The 16,260-nt window shown below is 65.1% G+C and carries 9 protein-coding genes; 5 read left to right on the forward strand and 4 right to left on the reverse strand.

The window, feature by feature from the left end; translation table 11 throughout:
- Positions 1–139: 139 nt before the first annotated feature.
- A complete protein-coding gene (locus NLM27_RS32250; RefSeq protein ID WP_254147114.1) occupies positions 140–814 on the reverse strand; it encodes a Crp/Fnr family transcriptional regulator in 675 nt (224 codons plus the stop codon).
- A 235-nt stretch (positions 815–1,049) separates the two neighbouring features.
- On the opposite strand from NLM27_RS32250, the gene NLM27_RS32255 reads away from it, so the two are divergent.
- The 5 genes from NLM27_RS32255 (at position 1,050) to NLM27_RS32275 (ending at position 13,318) form a co-directional block, all read left to right on the forward strand.
- Positions 1,050–3,116: an AsmA family protein gene (locus NLM27_RS32255; RefSeq protein WP_254147115.1), complete on the forward strand. Its 2,067-nt coding sequence runs from the start codon at positions 1,050–1,052 to the stop codon at positions 3,114–3,116.
- 213 nt (positions 3,117–3,329) lie between these two features.
- Positions 3,330–5,780, forward strand: a complete 2,451-nt coding sequence (locus NLM27_RS32260; protein ID WP_254147116.1) for an adenylate/guanylate cyclase domain-containing protein — start codon at positions 3,330–3,332, stop codon at positions 5,778–5,780.
- 221 nt (positions 5,781–6,001) lie between these two features.
- Positions 6,002–6,868, forward strand: coding sequence for a hypothetical protein (locus tag NLM27_RS32265; RefSeq protein WP_254147117.1), 867 nt, complete (start codon positions 6,002–6,004; stop codon positions 6,866–6,868).
- Between the two features lie 288 nt (positions 6,869–7,156).
- The gene (locus NLM27_RS32270; RefSeq protein WP_254147118.1) at positions 7,157–10,198 is read left to right on the forward strand and encodes a tetratricopeptide repeat protein; all 3,042 of its coding nucleotides are present in this window, start codon (positions 7,157–7,159) and stop codon (positions 10,196–10,198) included.
- A gap of 369 nt (positions 10,199–10,567) precedes the next feature.
- Positions 10,568–13,318, forward strand: coding sequence for an autotransporter-associated beta strand repeat-containing protein (locus NLM27_RS32275; RefSeq protein ID WP_254147119.1), 2,751 nt, complete (start codon positions 10,568–10,570; stop codon positions 13,316–13,318).
- A gap of 32 nt (positions 13,319–13,350) precedes the next feature.
- Here NLM27_RS32275 and NLM27_RS32280 read toward each other — a convergent pair whose 3' ends face one another.
- The 3 genes from NLM27_RS32280 to NLM27_RS32290 form a co-directional block, all read right to left on the reverse strand.
- Complete coding sequence (locus tag NLM27_RS32280; RefSeq protein ID WP_254147120.1) at positions 13,351–14,148, reverse strand: hypothetical protein; 798 nt, start codon at positions 14,146–14,148, stop codon at positions 13,351–13,353.
- Positions 14,149–14,304: 156 nt separating this feature from the next.
- Positions 14,305–14,727: a DUF805 domain-containing protein gene (locus tag NLM27_RS32285; protein WP_254147121.1), complete on the reverse strand. Its 423-nt coding sequence runs from the start codon at positions 14,725–14,727 to the stop codon at positions 14,305–14,307.
- Between the two features lie 145 nt (positions 14,728–14,872).
- Positions 14,873–16,099 carry a Spy/CpxP family protein refolding chaperone gene (locus NLM27_RS32290; RefSeq protein WP_254148986.1) on the reverse strand — a complete coding sequence of 409 codons (1,227 nt, stop codon included), beginning with the start codon at positions 16,097–16,099 and terminating at the stop codon, positions 14,873–14,875.
- Positions 16,100–16,260 lie beyond the last annotated feature (161 nt).

Consider the following 16,260-nt stretch of genomic DNA (forward strand, 5'->3'; position numbering starts at 1 on the left):
GGCAGCGACAGCCCAAGTCTCGTGCTTTTCCGAGGCGGCAACTGGACGGAAGCGGCTGTCCGAGGACGAGATCCAGAGCAGCATGGTCACCGTCGACCGGGATCGCGTCCGCCGGCGCAGGCTCCCGATCGATTGAGCCCTATTCGTTCCGCGCGATCGCGGTCAGCTTCGTCATGTTCCGCAGCAGGATGCGGCCGCGCTGAAGATCCAGGATCGCCTCCTTGCGCCAGGCCTGAAGCTGACGGTTGACACTCTCGCGGGCGGCGCCGACGAAGACGCCCAGTTGCTCCTGCGAGATGTGCACCTCGGAGCCGAAATCGGCGGCGAGCGCGCAGAGCCGTCGCGCCAGACGAACCGGCAGCGGCTGCAGCATGGATTCCTCCATCCGCTCGCTCTGCCAGCGGATGCGCTGGCACAGCAACGCGATGATCTTGATCGCGACCTTCGGTTCGCGCTCGAGGAAGCTGAGAAAGTCCTCGCGTCGTAGCACGAACAATTCGCTGGGCTCGCCCGCGGTCGCATCGGCCGTGCGGCTCTGGCCATCCAGCACCGCGACCTCGCCGAACAGGTCGCCGGGGCCCATGAAGTTCAGCGTGAGACGGCTGCCGTCGGAGGCGCCGGTCTCGATGCGGACCTGGCCGCGGCGCACGCCGAACAGCGCGTTTCCGGGATCGCCCTTCTGGAACAGCATCTCGCCATTGGCCAGATGCTGGGTGTGGCAGAGGTTGGACAATCGCTGCAGTTCGTCCGCGCCGAGATCCGCGAACATCGCGTTCATCTTCAGGATGACCGCAAATTCGGCCTGCTTGCTCATTTCAATGTCCTTGTCAATTTGGTCGTGAATGACCTTGGCAAATCGCTTGGAACCATCAACATCAGGATCGCGTAAAACAGCGCCGGAGAAGTGTGTCATAAGTCACATAACTTTGCAGCACCCCCCGACTATTTTTGCGTGCTTGGAGCCGCTTCCCGTCCCGGGATAAACTCACGTGCAAAGGACGGGCAATCTGCCGGGTTTGGCGCCGATCGTCCGTCGTTGGGAAGTCGAGATGAGAGCACTGAAGTTCGTCGGCGCGGCACTGGCCGTCGTCATCGTCGTGATCGCCATCCTGCTGGTGGTCGGGATCCCCTCCGGCTTCCTGACCTCGACGATCGCCTCGCGGGTCGAGAGTGCGACCGGCTATCGCCTGTCGATCGACGGCACCACGAAGATCAGCCTGTGGCCGACGCTGAACGTCACCTTGAACGACCTCACGCTTGCCGACCCCAAGGACCGCAGCGGCATTACGCGCCTGACGGTCGACCGCGTGCAGGCCGACATGTCGCTGGCCAGCGTATGGTCGGGCCGCCCTGAGATCACCGAGCTCGTCGTCACCCATCCCGTGCTCTACCAGCCGCTGCTGCGTGAGCGCCTGCCGAACGCCGGCACCGCATCGAAGCCGCTTGCGCTCGACACCGACGGCGCGACCATCGACCGCGTCAGGATCAATGACGGCGAAGTTGCATTCGCGCGCATGCGCGATCGCGTCGAGGGGCGCATCAGCGCCATCAATGCCGATGCCGTCGTTGGCCGCGACCGCAAGGTCAACATCACCGGCACCGCGCGCGTCGGCGAGCACCCGACCAAGTTCGACATCAACGCGACCACGCCGGCGGCGCCAGGCGACCGGCCGACGATTCCGGTGGATTTCGCCATCGACATGCCCGACGTGCTGAAGTCCCAGCTCGCAGGTCACGCCGAGATGCGGATGAACGGCGATGTCGTGATGATCAACGGCGTGAGCGGCAGGCTCGGCGACGACACCTTCAACGGCTGGGCCTCGGTCGACATCGCGAGCAAGCCGCTGGTCAAGGTCGACCTCGACTTCCAGCGGCTCGCGATTCCGCTGGCGAAATCGCCGTCAGGCACGTCCGGGCAACCCTGGAGCAATGCGCCGATCGATGTCTCCGGGCTCAATTACATCGATGCGCAAGTAAGGATCTCCGCGAACGAAGCCGTGATCGGCGACGCGCGCTTCGCGCCGCTGGCGCTCGATGCAAAGCTCGCCGGCGGCGTGCTGAAGGCCGGCACCGCCAATCTCGGTGCCTATGGCGGCCAGGTCTCCGGCGAAGTGATCCTGGATGCGACCACCGGCGCGCCGAGCTTTGCCATGCATTCCGATCTCGTCGGCGTGCGCGCGCTGCCGCTGCTCCAGGGCCTTGCCGAATTCGACCGGATCGACGGCAAGCTGCAAGCCAAGCTCGCACTGCGCAGCGCCGGCACCAGCCAGCGCGCGTTGATGGCGAACATGCAGGGCACGGCCTTCGTCAATTTCCAGGACGGGGCGATCCGCGGCATCAATGTCGCGCAGATGATCCGCTCACTGACATCGGGCACGCTGTCCGGCTGGCAAGAAAACCAGAACCCCGGCCAGGAGCAGAGCACAGACCTGTCGCAGCTCTCGGCCTCCTTCCGCATCGACAAGGGCCAAGCGGTGACGACCGATCTCAACCTGATCGGACCGCTGGTGCGCGTGACCGGCGCCGGCACCATCGCCCTCGACACCAAGATGATGGGCTTTCGCGTCGAGCCGAAGCTCGTGATGACGACCGAGGGCCAGGGCCGCACCTCCGATCCGGTCGGCTTCGGCATTCCCGTGATGATCCAGGGCACCTGGTCGCAACCGCGAATCTACCCTGATATGGCCGGCATGCTGGACAATCCGGATGCCGCCTATGCCAAGCTGCGCGAGATGGGCAAAGGCCTGTTCGGCCCCGATGGCGCCGGGCTCGGCAATATCCTCGGCAACCTTGGCAGTAACCTTGGCCTCGGCGGCGCCACCGTGCCGGGCGGCGGCAACGCGGCTGGCAATGCCAATCCGCAAGGACAGCAGCCAGGACAGAGCAACCTGCTCGGCGGTCCCCTGGGCGAAGCCCTCGGCAATCTGATCCAGCAGGGGCTTTCCAGCGGCGCGGGGGCCAACACTGGCACCGGCCGCAGCCGCAGCCTGCCGGCAACGCCATCGACACCGGCCCCGCAGGCCTCCCCGGCGCCGCCGGCCCAGGACGACGCACCGGTGGCGCAGCAGGACAGTCAGCCGATGAACGACGTGCTGCGGCAGCTCTTCAATCGATGATCGGCGGACCAGCGCGCGGGACGTCATCCCCTTTTCGACCCGTCCCTCCCCACCCGTCCCTTTTCCACCCCGTCCTGGCGTCCGCAGCGGGTAACCACAACGACGGCCCGGCCGGGCCCTTGACCATCCCCTGGCCCAAATTGTGGTAGAACGGCTCGAAGGGGGCCGTTCGCCCCGTAGCGCGCAGCGTCATGGCGGCGCGAGAGGATCGGGATGGCGGGAGCGAACGACAAGACACGGTTTCTGCGCGAGGGCCTGTTCGCCAAATACGTCGTCTCCCTCGTCGGCCTCGTCGTGTTCGTGCTCGCCGTCAACGGCGCGATGGAGACCTGGATCTCCTACCGCGCCACCAGGACACAGCTGACCGACGGGCTGGAGGACAAGGCGCAAGGCGCCGCCCGGCGGATCGAGCAGTCGATCTCGGAGCTCGAGCGCCAGATCAGCTGGGTGACGCGGGCGAGCCAGGACACGCTCGAGAAGCGCCGCGCCGACTACGCATCGCTGCTGCACCAGGTCGCGGTCGTCAACCAGCTGTTCCAGCTCAACGGCGAGGGCCGCGAGGTGCTGCGCGTCTCGCGCCAGTCGACCACGACCGGCAGCAATGCCGACCTCTCGCGCGACATGCGCTTCACCGACACCGTCGCCCGCGGCGTCAGCTATGCGCCGGCCTGGTTCGCCGACCGGACGCCGTACATGTCGATCTCGGTGGCGCATTCCGGCTTCAACGCCGGCGTCACGGTCGCCGAGATCGATCTCAGCTTCCTCTCCGAGCTCCTGTCCGACGCCCAGGTCGGCAAGGCGGCCTTTGCCTATGTGGTCGATCCGCGCGGCCGTGTGCTGGCGACGTCCTCTCGAGGGCCCGATGTCGGCAAGGATCTGTCGAAGCTGCCGCAGGTCGCGGCTGCGGTCGCGCCCGGCCGCGAGCCCGACACGTCGGGCACCGACTTCAACGGCCATTCGGTGATGAGCGCCGCGAGCACGGTGCCGAAGCTCGGCTGGAGCGTGCTGTTCGAGCAGCCGACCACACAGGCCCTGATGCCGATCCGCGACCAGCTGGTGCGCATCGCGCTTCTGATCGGCATGGGCCTGATGGTCGCGATCCTCGCCGGCACGCTGCTGGCACGCCGCATGATCATCCCGATCACGGCGCTGCGCGACGGCGCCCACAAGCTCGGCGAGGGCGATTTCAGCCACCGCATCGACGTGCACACCTCCGACGAGCTGGAAGATCTCGCCGGCCAGTTCAACCGCATGGCCGGCCAGATCCAGGAGACCTATTCGAACCTGGAGACCAAGGTCGAGGAGCGCACCCGCGACCTCGCGCAGTCGAACCACGAGCTCAAGGTGCTGGAAGAGGTCGGCCGCGCGGTTGCCTCCTCGCTCGATCTCAACGCCGTGCTGCCGACGATCGCGGCCCGCGCCATCGAGATCACCCGCGCCGATGCCGTGCTGATCTACGGCTACGACGCGGCAGCGCGCCGCTTCAACCTGGTCGAAGCCAACGGCATCGACAAATCGGCCGAGGGCGCCCATGTCACCATCGAGGAAGGCGACAACATCCTGAGCGATGCTGCGGTGAGCGGCGCGCCGATTGCGCTTGCCGATCTCGACCATGCCACCGAGCAGCCGCTGCGCGACGTCGCCGTCAATGCCGGCTTCCATTCGGTGCTGGTGGTGCCGCTGGTCGACCAGCAGGGCACGCTGGGCTCGCTGGTGGTGCTGCGCCGCGCCAGCGGCGCGTTCGCGCCCAGCATCATCGGCCTGATGCGCACCTTCGCCAACCAGGCGGTGCTGGCGATGCGCAATGCCCGCCTGTTCACCGAGGTCGATCACAAGGGCCACGAGCTGGAGGCGGCGAACGCGACCGTGCGCGCCCAGGCCGACAAGCTGCGCGAGCAGACCGAGCAGCTCAAGGACTGGAACAAGTCGCTGGAGGCGCGCGTCAAGACCCAGCTCGGCGAGATCGAGCGCATCCGCAAGCTCGAGCGTTTCCTGGCGCCGCAGGTCGCGCAGTTGATCGCCTCCTCCGACAGCCCCGAGGGGCTGCTCACCAGCCAGCGCCGCGAGGTGACCGTGGTGTTCTGCGATTTGCGCGGCTTCACCGCGTTCACGGAAGCGACCGAGCCGGAAGAGGCGATGAACGTGCTGCGCGAATATCACGCCGCGCTCGGCAAGCTGATCTTCAAATACGAGGGCACGCTCGACAAATATGCCGGCGACGGCGTGATGATCCTGTTCAACGCGCCGATCCAGTTCGAGGACCACACAAAGCGCGCCGTGAAGATGGCGATGGAGATGCGCGACACCATCGGTCCGCTGACCGAGCGCTGGCGCAACCGGGGGCACAGCCTCGGCTTCGGCATCGGCATCGCGCTCGGCTATGCCACGCTCGGCCAGGTCGGCTTCGAGCAGCGGCTGGAATATGCCGCGATCGGCAGCGTCACCAATCTCGCCTCCCGCCTCTGCGGCGAAGCCAAGGCCGGCCAGGTCGTGGTCAGCCGCCGCGTCTACGGCATGGTCGAACCCTGGGTCGAAGCCCGCGCCCTCGACGATCTCCAGCTCAAGGGCTTCAATCACCCCGTGCTCGCGATGGAGATCCTGTCCTGGCGCGAGGAGGTGGACAACGTGGTCGACGCGTCCGCGGCGGCACGGCGGCGAGGCTAGCCAAAACAAAAAGTGCGAAAACAACCCCATGCACAGTAGCCGGGGGCTGTGGGATCAATGACTTACGCGGGGACTTGCGCGGGTGCGGCGTGGTTTGACACGTCGGGCAACACCCCGGCAAAATGGCATCATCTCTCCACTCCTCCCACGAACCACATCACTCCGCCCCGCGACTAACGATCGCCTCAACGGCGAGGCTCGAACTCGGATGGAGACGACCCGTGGCGTTTGCCCTGCCTTCGCGTGCTTATGATTTGCAGATGCTGGACCGGCCCGCCGACCGCGCGCGCGATCAGGGCTGGGTCTATGGGCTGCCGCCGGGCATCGCGAGCGAACAATGGCCGCTTGATCCCGTCAGCGGCTATCCGCTGATGCACGGGTTTACGCTTCTGCTGCCGGAGGACTATCGCGTGCATGGCGAGGACATCGTCGCGGTGTCGTTCTTTGCTACCGCGCCCGACCACAATGACGGCGGCGCGCCTGATGATCCCGAGATCCGCGAGGCGGTGCTGGCGCGCACCTCACATCCGCGTCTGTCGCGGATGACCGACGTTCTCGACTATGAATATGCCGCGCTGCTGCTGACCAGGGCCGAATATGAGGGCGCGTTCGCGACACCGCCTGCGCCGCTCGCGCTTGCCACGGCCGAGCGGCCGCGCTGGCTCGACGTCGGCGGCGCCAGCGCCTTCTACGAGGCCGCGCCGACCTACGCGAAAAAGATGTTCCCCAGCTCCCCGCGCGCCGATCTCGCTGAGACCCGCGCGATCGCGCTATCGCCGCGCGCGAGCGATCCCAATGCCGGCAAGGGTCCGCAGGACGAGCATGGTCGCGAAAACCCGCCGACCGGCTATCAGCCTTACTATTATTATGTCGGCGGCGTGCCGGGCCGCGACAATTTCCGCCTGCACGACTGGAGCAAGGACCACGCCCACAACCATCTCGGCGGCACCATGCGGCCGTGCCAGGCGGTGCCGGAGATGAGCCCGTTCTACATCGAATTCGAGGAATATTTCGGCGGCTACAATTTCGGCGGCGGCAACGCGCAGCTCGACTTTAGGGATATGAAGTTCGACTGGGCGTGCGGGTAGCACGCAGATCGCCGGACGCGATCCACAACGTGTCATCATCGCCGGATGGTGGCACGAGGGCACGACGTAAATCTGGAAACAGCGTGCCAAAGGCAGGTTGGCTCCGCTGACCCTTGCGCGTTGCGTCGCGCACGATCTGCTGACTTGGCTGTGACGCCCATCACATACGCAGGCAGACATGCAACGGTGCATCACACTCGTCTTCGCTGCATGATCCGGCTAGAATGTCGGGCGCGTTGCGCGCGTCCAAAAGTGATTTTCTGTTGCAATGCCATTTCCGGTACGATGATGCGGTTCATATCTCTGCTTGCCGTGTTTTCCTCCGTCACACTCGCCGGCCCGGGCTTCGCGGCCAGCTCAAAGGATCTTAGGGATTGCGACGATGCGCGCGGCGATGCCAAGATCGCAGCCTGCTCTCGCGTCATCAAGGCTGGCGACATCTCCGCCAATACGCTGGCCTCGGCCTACAACAAGCGCGCCATCGCATGGGGCAACAAGGGCGACAGCGACAAGGCATTCGACGACTACAGCGCGGCGATCCGCACCAATCCATCGTTCAGCGATCCCTATCACAACCGCGCCTTGATCCTGCAGGAGCGCAAGGACTACGATCGCGCCATCGCCGATTTCAATCTTGCGATCAAGCTCGATCCGAACTTCGCGCCGTCCTGGAGCGGACGTGCCGATTGCTGGGACTTCAAAAAAGAGCATGACAAGGCGATCGCCGATTACTCCGAGGCGATTCGCCTCGACCCCAAACATGCGCCGGCCTATAGCGGCCGAGGCGACGCCCGGAACAGCAAGCGCGAGCATGACAGGGCGATCGAGGACTATAGCCAGGCCCTCCGGCTCGATCCCAAGAATTCCCTCGTCTTCAATAGCCGCGGCAATGTTTGGGAAAACAAGGGCGACCATGATCGCGCGATCGCCGACTACAATCAGGCGATCAAGCTCGATCCGAAATACGCCGACGCCTATCGCAATCGTGGCGATGCGCGGAAGAACAAGGACGAGTTCGAGCGCGCGATGGCCGATTACAACGAAGCCATCCGGCTCGAGCCGAAATCTGGCGATAATTATCTCGCGCGCGCCAATGCGCTCGAAGACAAGAACGACCACGACCGCGCGATCGCGGATTACTCCGTGGCCATTGGCCTCGACGCGACGCTTGACGCTGCTTATCACGGTCGCGGCAATGCCCATAAGAGCAAATACGAATTTGATCTGGCGATTGCCGACTATGACGAGGCGATCCGTCTCGACCCCAAATTTGCCGGGACGTATTCCGCCCGCGGCAGCGCCTGGGACGGCAAGGGCGAGACCGCGCGCGCGATTGCCGACCTCGATGAAGCGATCCGGCTCGAGCCCAATGCCGAGCGCTATTGCGACCGCGCCGATGTCTGGATCAGCGCGGTCGAGTACGACAAAGCGATGGCCGACTATGACAAGGCGATCGCTTTGGATGCCAAAGCATCCCGCCCGTACACCGGCCGCGGCATCGCCTGGCTGAACAAGGGCGACGTCTCGAAGGCCATTGCCGAGCACGACGAGGCGGTTCGGCTGGAGCCAAAGAAAGCGGATCCCTATGTCGGTCGAGGCAATGCCTACAAGGAGTCCGGCCAGTACGACCGCGCGATCGCCGACTACAACGAGGCGATTCGCCTCGATCCGACGGAGCCGTCGCATTACTCCACGCGGGGCGATGTCTGGTACGAAAAGAGCGATTTCGATCGCGCCATGGCAGACTATGACAAGTCCATCAGCATCAACCCTCGTCATGCCGACGGCTATGCCGGTCGCGCCGTGATTTGGCGCGAGCGCGACCAGCTCGATCGCGGGCTCACCGAGCTCAAGGAAGCGCTTCGGCTGCAGCCGAAGAATTCGCACTTCGTGGGCTCACTCGCCGCCTTCTACTATGAGAAAGGCGAGAACGAGCGGGCGATCACCACTTACGGCGAAGCGCTCGCGCTCAATCCGAAGAACGCGGTCGTGCGTGGCAATCGCGGGCTGGTCTGGGTCGACCTCGGCGAGTACGAGCGCGCGATGGCGGACTACGACGAGGCCGTGCGGGTCAATCCTCGTCTGAACAAGAGCTACTCCAATCGCGGCGAGCTGTGGCGGCTGAAGGGCGACCTGGTGCGCGCCATCGCCGACCATGAGCGTGCGATCCAGCTGAACCCAGGGGACATCCTCGGCTATCTCTATCGCGGCCACGTCTATCGCTACAAGGGCGACTTCAAGGCAGCGCTGGCCGATTATGAAACGGTGCTGAAGCGCAATCCGGATGACCTCACAGCGCTGACGAGTTCCGGCCTCACCTATGAGAAAATGGGTGACGTCGCGCGCGCCAAGACTCTGTTCCAGCAAGCGCTGGTGTCGAAATCGCAGGAGCGGAGCAGCATCAACCGCGAGGCGTTGGCCACCGCGCGTGCGCGCCTCGCCTCTCTCGACTCCGGCGCGCTGCAGCCATCGATTCCCGCAGCGCCTTCGAAAGCCACCTCGGCGACATCGATTCCGACACCTGCAGCCGCCGTCCCCGTGGTCGCGCCAAGCGCTGCCACACCGAAGCAGGGCAAGCGGATCGCGCTCGTCATCGGCAACTCCGCCTACAAGAATGTGGCGACGCTCGCCAATCCGAAGCGTGACGCGGAAGCGATCGCGGCTTCGATCCGCGCGGTCGGCTTCCAGGAGGTGACGCTGGTCAGCGACTCCAATCGTGAAAGATTGCTCGACGCGCTGCGCAGCTTTGCCAACCAGGCCGAAACCTCGGAATGGGCGCTGGTCTATTACGCGGGCCACGGACTCGAAGTGAACGGCACGAATTATTTGATCCCCGTCGAGGCCAGGATCGGCGTTGATCGCGACATCCAGTTCGAGGCGGTACCACTCGACCAGGTCATGGCGGCGGTGGAAGGCGCGCACAAGCTTCGCATCGTGATGCTCGATGCCTGCCGTGACAATCCGTTCGCCGCACAGATGCGGAAGGCGTCGGTCTCGCAACCTGCGATCGCCTCGGCGGCCGCGCCGGGCGCACCTGCAACCGGTACGCGGACGCGCTCGACCAGCCGCGGCCTCAGCGAGGTAAAAGTCTCCGGGGCGACGCTAGTCGTGTACGCCGCCAAGCACGGCCAGGTCGCGCTCGACGGCGAGGGCGGCAACTCTCCGTTTGCGGTAGCCTTTGCACAGCGCATCGCGACGCCCAACGTCGAGATCAACAAGCTTTTCCGCCTCGTACGTGACGACGTCATGGAGGCAACCGCCGGCCGCCAAGAGCCTTACACCTACGGTTCGCTGCCTGGCCGCGAGGACTTTTACTTCCTCGCGAAGTAGCATCTCCGCTGATGACGCATCTCATTCTCTTGAGGAATATTGCGGCGGCTACAATTTCGGCGGCAACGCGCAGCTCGACTTCAGGGATATGAAGCTCGACTGGGCGTGTGGTAGCCGGCTCTTATCCTTCTCCGCTCGTAGCCCGCATCAAGCTCTGCGGAATGTGGGATTGAGGTCCCGGATTGCGCTTGCGCCTTCGCTCTTCGAGCTACGGCGCAAGCTCCATCCGGGCTACGGATCTGTGATCGCCGGGCGCTTTCCACAGCGCGTCATCCCATCGTCATCTCCTCCCGATACCGCTCTCGTCCCACACGCATTTTCGCGGCGCCGGGCTGGCGCCGCATATCCAGGGCACGTCAGGGAGGGATCATGGCTTCTTTCACCGTGGCAAGCGGCTCCACAGTCACGTCCGCGAAGACCGTCGGCAATACCGATACCGGCACCATCGAGGCGGGCGGCACGCTGGCCTCCACTACCGACATCACCTGGACCGGCGGCACGGCCGGACAGACCGTCGTGATCGACAATGCCGGAACCATCAGCGCGACGGGCCGCGGCATCGACACCAAGGGCTCGTTCACGACGGGCAACCTCACCTTCGTCAACGAGGGCGGCGCCAAGCTGATCACGGGCGACGACGCATTCCGCATCAACACGGCGCTCTCCACCGGCACCATCACGGTCGACAATTCCGGGACCATCGTCTCGGGCACGGTGGACGCAAATGGCAACATCCTCGCTGGTTCGAGCGGGCAGGCGCTCGACTTCGCCGCGATCGTCTCGGCGAGCGCGGTGATCAACATCACCAATCACACCGGCGCTGTGATCGGCGTCTCCGGCAACGACGCGATCCGTCCGGGCGCCGGCATCATCACCATCAGCAATGATGGGCTGATCGACGCGACCGCCTCGGCAAGCCGCGCGATCAACCTCAGCACCTCCAATCTCACGAGCATCACCTCGTTCACGCTGACGAACGGGCAGCACGGCATGATCCAGTCGCAGGGCGACACTGTCCGCATCACGGCCTCGACGCTGACCGCTTCCGCCACCTATGCGGTCACGGTCGACAACGCCGGCACTATCCAGTCGACGGGCTCGGGATCCAGCAACGGCCAGGCGATCGATTTCACCGACCTGGTCTCGACCAGCGGCACCATCCACCTCATCAACCAGGCGACCGGCGTGATCAAGGCGGCGGATGCGGATGCGATCCGCGGCGGCGTCAACATGGTGATCGACAATTACGGCAAGGTCTTCGGCGGCAACGCCAGCGGCGAAAGCAATGACGGCGTCGACTTCCAGGGCAATGCCGGTGGCGTCGTCCACAATCATGCCGGCGGCACCATCGAGGGCACGCGTCACGGCATCACGGGCGACCAGCCGATTGCGATCAGCAATGACGCCGGCGGCAGCATCATCGGCGATGCCGGCTCCGGCATCAACATGGACACCGCGAGCACGACCACCACGACCATCCTCAACGCCGGTCTCATCACCGGGCACGCCGACGGTATCAGCGACGGCGACGGCATCGACATCGACGGCCTGATCGCGCTGACCAATTACGGCGCGATCACCACGTCGGGCCACAGCGACGGCATCCTCGCCGAGGCGATCACGATCGGCGGCGGCAGCATCACCAATTACGGCACGATCGACAGCGTCGAGCGCGCCATCACGGTCGACGATTCCAATCTCGGCAACGCCTTTGCGCCGACGACGATCTATAACGAGGGCACGATCCGCGGCGGCAACGGGGAGGCGATCTCGATCACCGACACCTTCGCCGACACGCTCACCAACAAGGGCGTCATCGACGGCAGCGTCGCCCTCGGCGGCGGCGACGACACGGTAAACGACTACGTCGGCGCGACCTTCACCGCATTTATCGATGGCGGCGAGGGCACCGACACATTCAACCTGCTCGGCACCGGCTCCGGCAAGCTGGCGCATGCCTTGAATTTCGAGCTGCTCGACGTGCAAGCCGGCAACTGGAGCGTCACGGATGCCGAAAGCTTCGTCGCCGGCATCACGATCGATGCCGGCGCCAGGCTCGCGATCGCGAACGGCGGCTCGCTCGCGGGCGACGTCATCGACAACGGCGTCTTCGCCTCCACCCATTCCGACCTCTTCGTGTTCAACGCGACGATCTCCGGCAGCGGCGCGTTCGACCAGGCCGGCACCGGCACCACGGTACTGAGCCAGACCAACAGCTATAGCGGCGGCACCACGCTGCATGCCGGCACGCTGGAGCTTGCGGCGCGCGGTGCCGCCGGCACCGGCGCGATCGCTTTCGAGGACGGCGCGCAGACGCTGAGGATCGACAAGGCGGCGCTCGACCACGGCCATCTCGACAACACCATCGAAGATTTTGGCGTCGGCGACACCATCGATCTCGCCGGCATCGGCAAGGCCTCCCAGGTGACGCTGTCGGCCGACAACGTCCTCACCATCACCGGCGGCAAGTCCGGCACCATCACGCTTCAGCTCGACGCGCATGCCTATGCTTCGGGGCTGAACTTCCAGCTGTCCTCCGACGGCAATGGCGGCACCAAGATCACGGCCGTGGCCGACAACCTGGTCGAAGGCAATGACGGCAACAATCTGCTGATCGCAAAGCTGTTCAGCCCGGTCGGCAGCTTCCTCGACGGCAAGGGCGGCAACGACATCCTGATCGGCGGCCTGCATTCCGACGTGCTCAACGGCGGCGCCGGCAACGACCTGCTCTACGCCGGCGCCGGCGCGGATCAATTCCGCTTCAATGGCACTGACCAGGCGGCCGGCCAGCGCGCCACCGACACGGTGTTCGACCTCAACTTTGGCAAGGGCGATGCGCTGGTGTTCTACGACTACGAGGCCGGCACGTTTGCCTCATCCGGTGCGCATCCCGCGACCGTGCTCGACACCGGCGAAGGTCCTGGCTCCGGCACGGCGGTGAAGTCGATGGCGGCGCTGGTCGACCTCGTCAAGGATTCGGCCGACGTCACCGCCCATCGCGGCGGCGCCAACGACCTCGTGATCGACATCAGCCAGAGCAACGGCAGCCACGAGACGGTCGTGCTCGATCATCAGTGGCAGGCCTACGCGCAGGCCTCGGGCGGGCATTTCTTCAGCTAGAGCTTCCGAAAAGGATCATGCCGCGCCACGCCTCAGTCGAAAGCGGCCAGCGTCCTGTCTTCGCGGACCTCGAAGAAGCGGGCGGTCACGGCCTCATGTTCGGCGCCCTCGGCTTTTGTTGCCAGCATACAGGCGACATAGTCGGGACGCCTCGAGTCCGGCCGTGACATCATCGATTCGATCCAAGATGCCGACAGGATGCGGCACACCCTTCGGGAGAGCAGACGCACCCAGAAGCTGGCATCGACACGGGCAAAGCCGATTAACGCGGTATGCGAGCCCTCGGCACCGGATCGCATCAGGCAAATCGTGCTCGCATCGACGCTGAGGGCCGAGCTGGGCAACGGAAATCCGAAGTCGGGTGGTTTCGGGTAATGGCAGAGAGCCGGACGCCATTCACGGCTGCCAAATTCGAGCGCCTCCGCCGGCACGGTCCCCGCGAAGCGCGTCTTGACCTGTGCGGCAGTCTGCTGGGGATCAACGGCATCTCTTGGATCGAGCGAAAGCTCGAACGGAAAGCTCTCTACCCTCGACACCATGAACACGCCCGAGAAGCCGTACACCGACCATGCAAACGGACGCGTGTCGACGACCTTGTCCCCGACAACGGTCACCCATTTCCGTCCATGCATGGCCGTCGACGCATTCGGTCCATACTTGGCTTTGGCTGCGCGATTCCAATCGTCGAGATGCGAAAGGTCCGCCTTTTGCGACGGCGCAACGGCGAAGTATCCCGTGTGCTGCGAGCGCGGGGCAGGCCAATCCGTGAGCAGGAGGCCATAGGCCACCAACCCGGAAAGCACAGCCATCACAACCAATTTCTTAAGCACCGGCTCTCGCCCTGTTCTGGTTCGGCGACCGCACTGTAGTCTTGCGTTTGTTAAGGAACGTCATCGAGCGCAAGCCACGGATCGTCATGTAACCATCATGTCGTGTTCGCTCGGGACCGTAGCGGACGTCCTCTTATGGTTGCAGCTTTGTGCCTGCTAAGCGCTCATGCGCGGCAGCGGGTCGGAGCCGAACCGATTGTCCCCCGGTGATCCCGGAAGCACACTCAGGGTTGCCGCCACCAACAAATAAGGAATCCAATAGGGAATGCTGAGCGCCTGAGCGAGGTAGGGGACCGCGAGGATTGTGAGCGCCCACCAACCCGAGATGTTGAAGTCGTGCAGTCGCTTCACGAGGATTGCGGCGAACGGCCACAATGAGGCGATGAGGAGACTATGGAGGATGGACCACTCGAGTGGCGGGCTGTGGTCGTAGTATCGGGGTCCTCCGTCACTGAGCTTCACCCCGATCCGCACGACGAGCATATCGATGAGGACAAGTCCAACGAGCCCCAAGCCAAATTCCTGCCGACCAATGCGGCCTTTCATGGATAGGAAATACCAGATGAAGGCTGAATACATGCGTCCTTCACGATCCTGTTGATGGCCGTAGGAAACCCCGGACAACATAGGTTATTCGGCTCAACACGATCCCAATGGATATCTTAAAATTGTGCCGACGACCAAGGTGCCGCGTTGTCTGCCGTCGGTCGTTCCGAGCAACCGCTCACGCGCCCCGCTTCGGCCCGATCGCCTCGAAGCCGGCCTTCTGCTCGTCGCTCAAATCGGCCTCGAAATCGTCGAGCGCTTCACTGATGCCGCCGACCGCCTGCAGCATCGTCTCCAGCCGCGACTTCGCGGCCGCGAGCCGGGCCTGCGGCGTCTCCGCCGGCTTCGAGGGACAGGCGCTCAGCGTCTCCATCGTGCGCAGCGTCGTGTCCTGGAGCACGTCGAGGCGGGCGCGGGCGATCTCGTCGAGCTTGAGCGTGGAGGCGATGTCGGCGGCGGGCCATTGCTGCTGCACCAGCTGCTCATATTGGCGCTGCGCCTTCTCGTCATAGCGGGGATCATAGTCCGGCTGGCAGGCGGCAGCCGCCTGCGCGTCCTTGCGCTGGACCGCAGCCAGCGCGGCGCGACGCTCCTTGCCTAGACCATCGAGCTTTGCCTTCTGACCGTCGTCGAGCAGATCGACGAATTTCGAGAGCGGCGGCGCGACCGCGTCCGTAGCCTTGATCATGGCTTCGAGGCGCTCGCGCATCAGGCCGAGGCGCTCGGAGGCTGTCGCCGGGGCCTGCGCCGGGCAGGCGGCACGGATGGTGTCGCGCGCGGCATTCCAGGCGGATGCGATCTCGTCGAGCGCGGTGCGCTGCAATTCGTTCGGCTGCACGGCGCTGGCAATGCGTTCGACGGGCAAGCCGCCGGTATCGCTGGCATCGCAAAGCGTCTCTGCGGACGGGATGCGCCGCGCGCGCCGGCCTTGCGGCACGATGTAGGTGGCAAGCTCCGTGGCTGCGTAGGGCGCGAAGATCGCGGCATAGATGTCGCCATAGCCATAGAGCGAGAGGCTGGTGCTGTCGCCGAAGATGACTGCGGTGGTGAGATCGTCATGCGCGAACGGCCAGAACACCGGGCCGACCCAGCCATAGCTGCCGTCGGGGTGGCGCCACCAGCCCTGCGGGCGCCGGCCGCCATGCCAGCCCGACAGCGCAGCCCGCGCCGTGAGCGCCGCACGCAGAACGTAGGGGTTGGCAGGCTGGCCGCGCTCGGCGCCGCGGGGATCCTGCGACTGCAGCGCGGCCGAGCGGTAGCGGCTTCCGCGCACCGCCATGCGGGAATGGCGCAGGCGCGACATGCCCAGCATGTGGCCGACGGCGAAGCGCGCAACGCCGAGCGGACCGCCGCGGATTCCAAATTGCGCCTCGGCCCTCTCAGGCAGCAGCACTGCCGCAAACATCAGGGCAGCACCCGCCAGCGCCAGTCGCATGCGTCCCGACACGAAAGCTGACCTGACCACCTCGGGCCTCCTCCCGGCGCCATGCGCGCACTGCGCCGCATCACAATGACGCGCGGGGGAACCGAATGTTCCGCAGAGACACAGGGCAAAGCGTCGCGGGG

The sequence above is a fragment of the Bradyrhizobium sp. CCGB12 genome, assembly GCF_024199845.1.
GTDB lineage: Bacteria > Pseudomonadota > Alphaproteobacteria > Rhizobiales > Xanthobacteraceae > Bradyrhizobium.

Coding starts and splice junctions, on each gene's coding strand:
- NLM27_RS32250 (WP_254147114.1), bottom strand. CDS start 814: ATGAGCAAGCAGGCCGAATTTGCGGTCATCCTGAAGATGAACGCGATG.
- NLM27_RS32255 (WP_254147115.1), top strand. CDS start 1,050: ATGAGAGCACTGAAGTTCGTCGGCGCGGCACTGGCCGTCGTCATCGTC.
- NLM27_RS32260 (WP_254147116.1), top strand. CDS start 3,330: ATGGCGGGAGCGAACGACAAGACACGGTTTCTGCGCGAGGGCCTGTTC.
- NLM27_RS32270 (WP_254147118.1), top strand. CDS start 7,157: ATGCGGTTCATATCTCTGCTTGCCGTGTTTTCCTCCGTCACACTCGCC.
- NLM27_RS32275 (WP_254147119.1), top strand. CDS start 10,568: ATGGCTTCTTTCACCGTGGCAAGCGGCTCCACAGTCACGTCCGCGAAG.
- NLM27_RS32285 (WP_254147121.1), bottom strand. CDS start 14,727: ATGTATTCAGCCTTCATCTGGTATTTCCTATCCATGAAAGGCCGCATT.
- NLM27_RS32290 (WP_254148986.1), bottom strand. CDS start 16,099: ATGTTTGCGGCAGTGCTGCTGCCTGAGAGGGCCGAGGCGCAATTTGGA.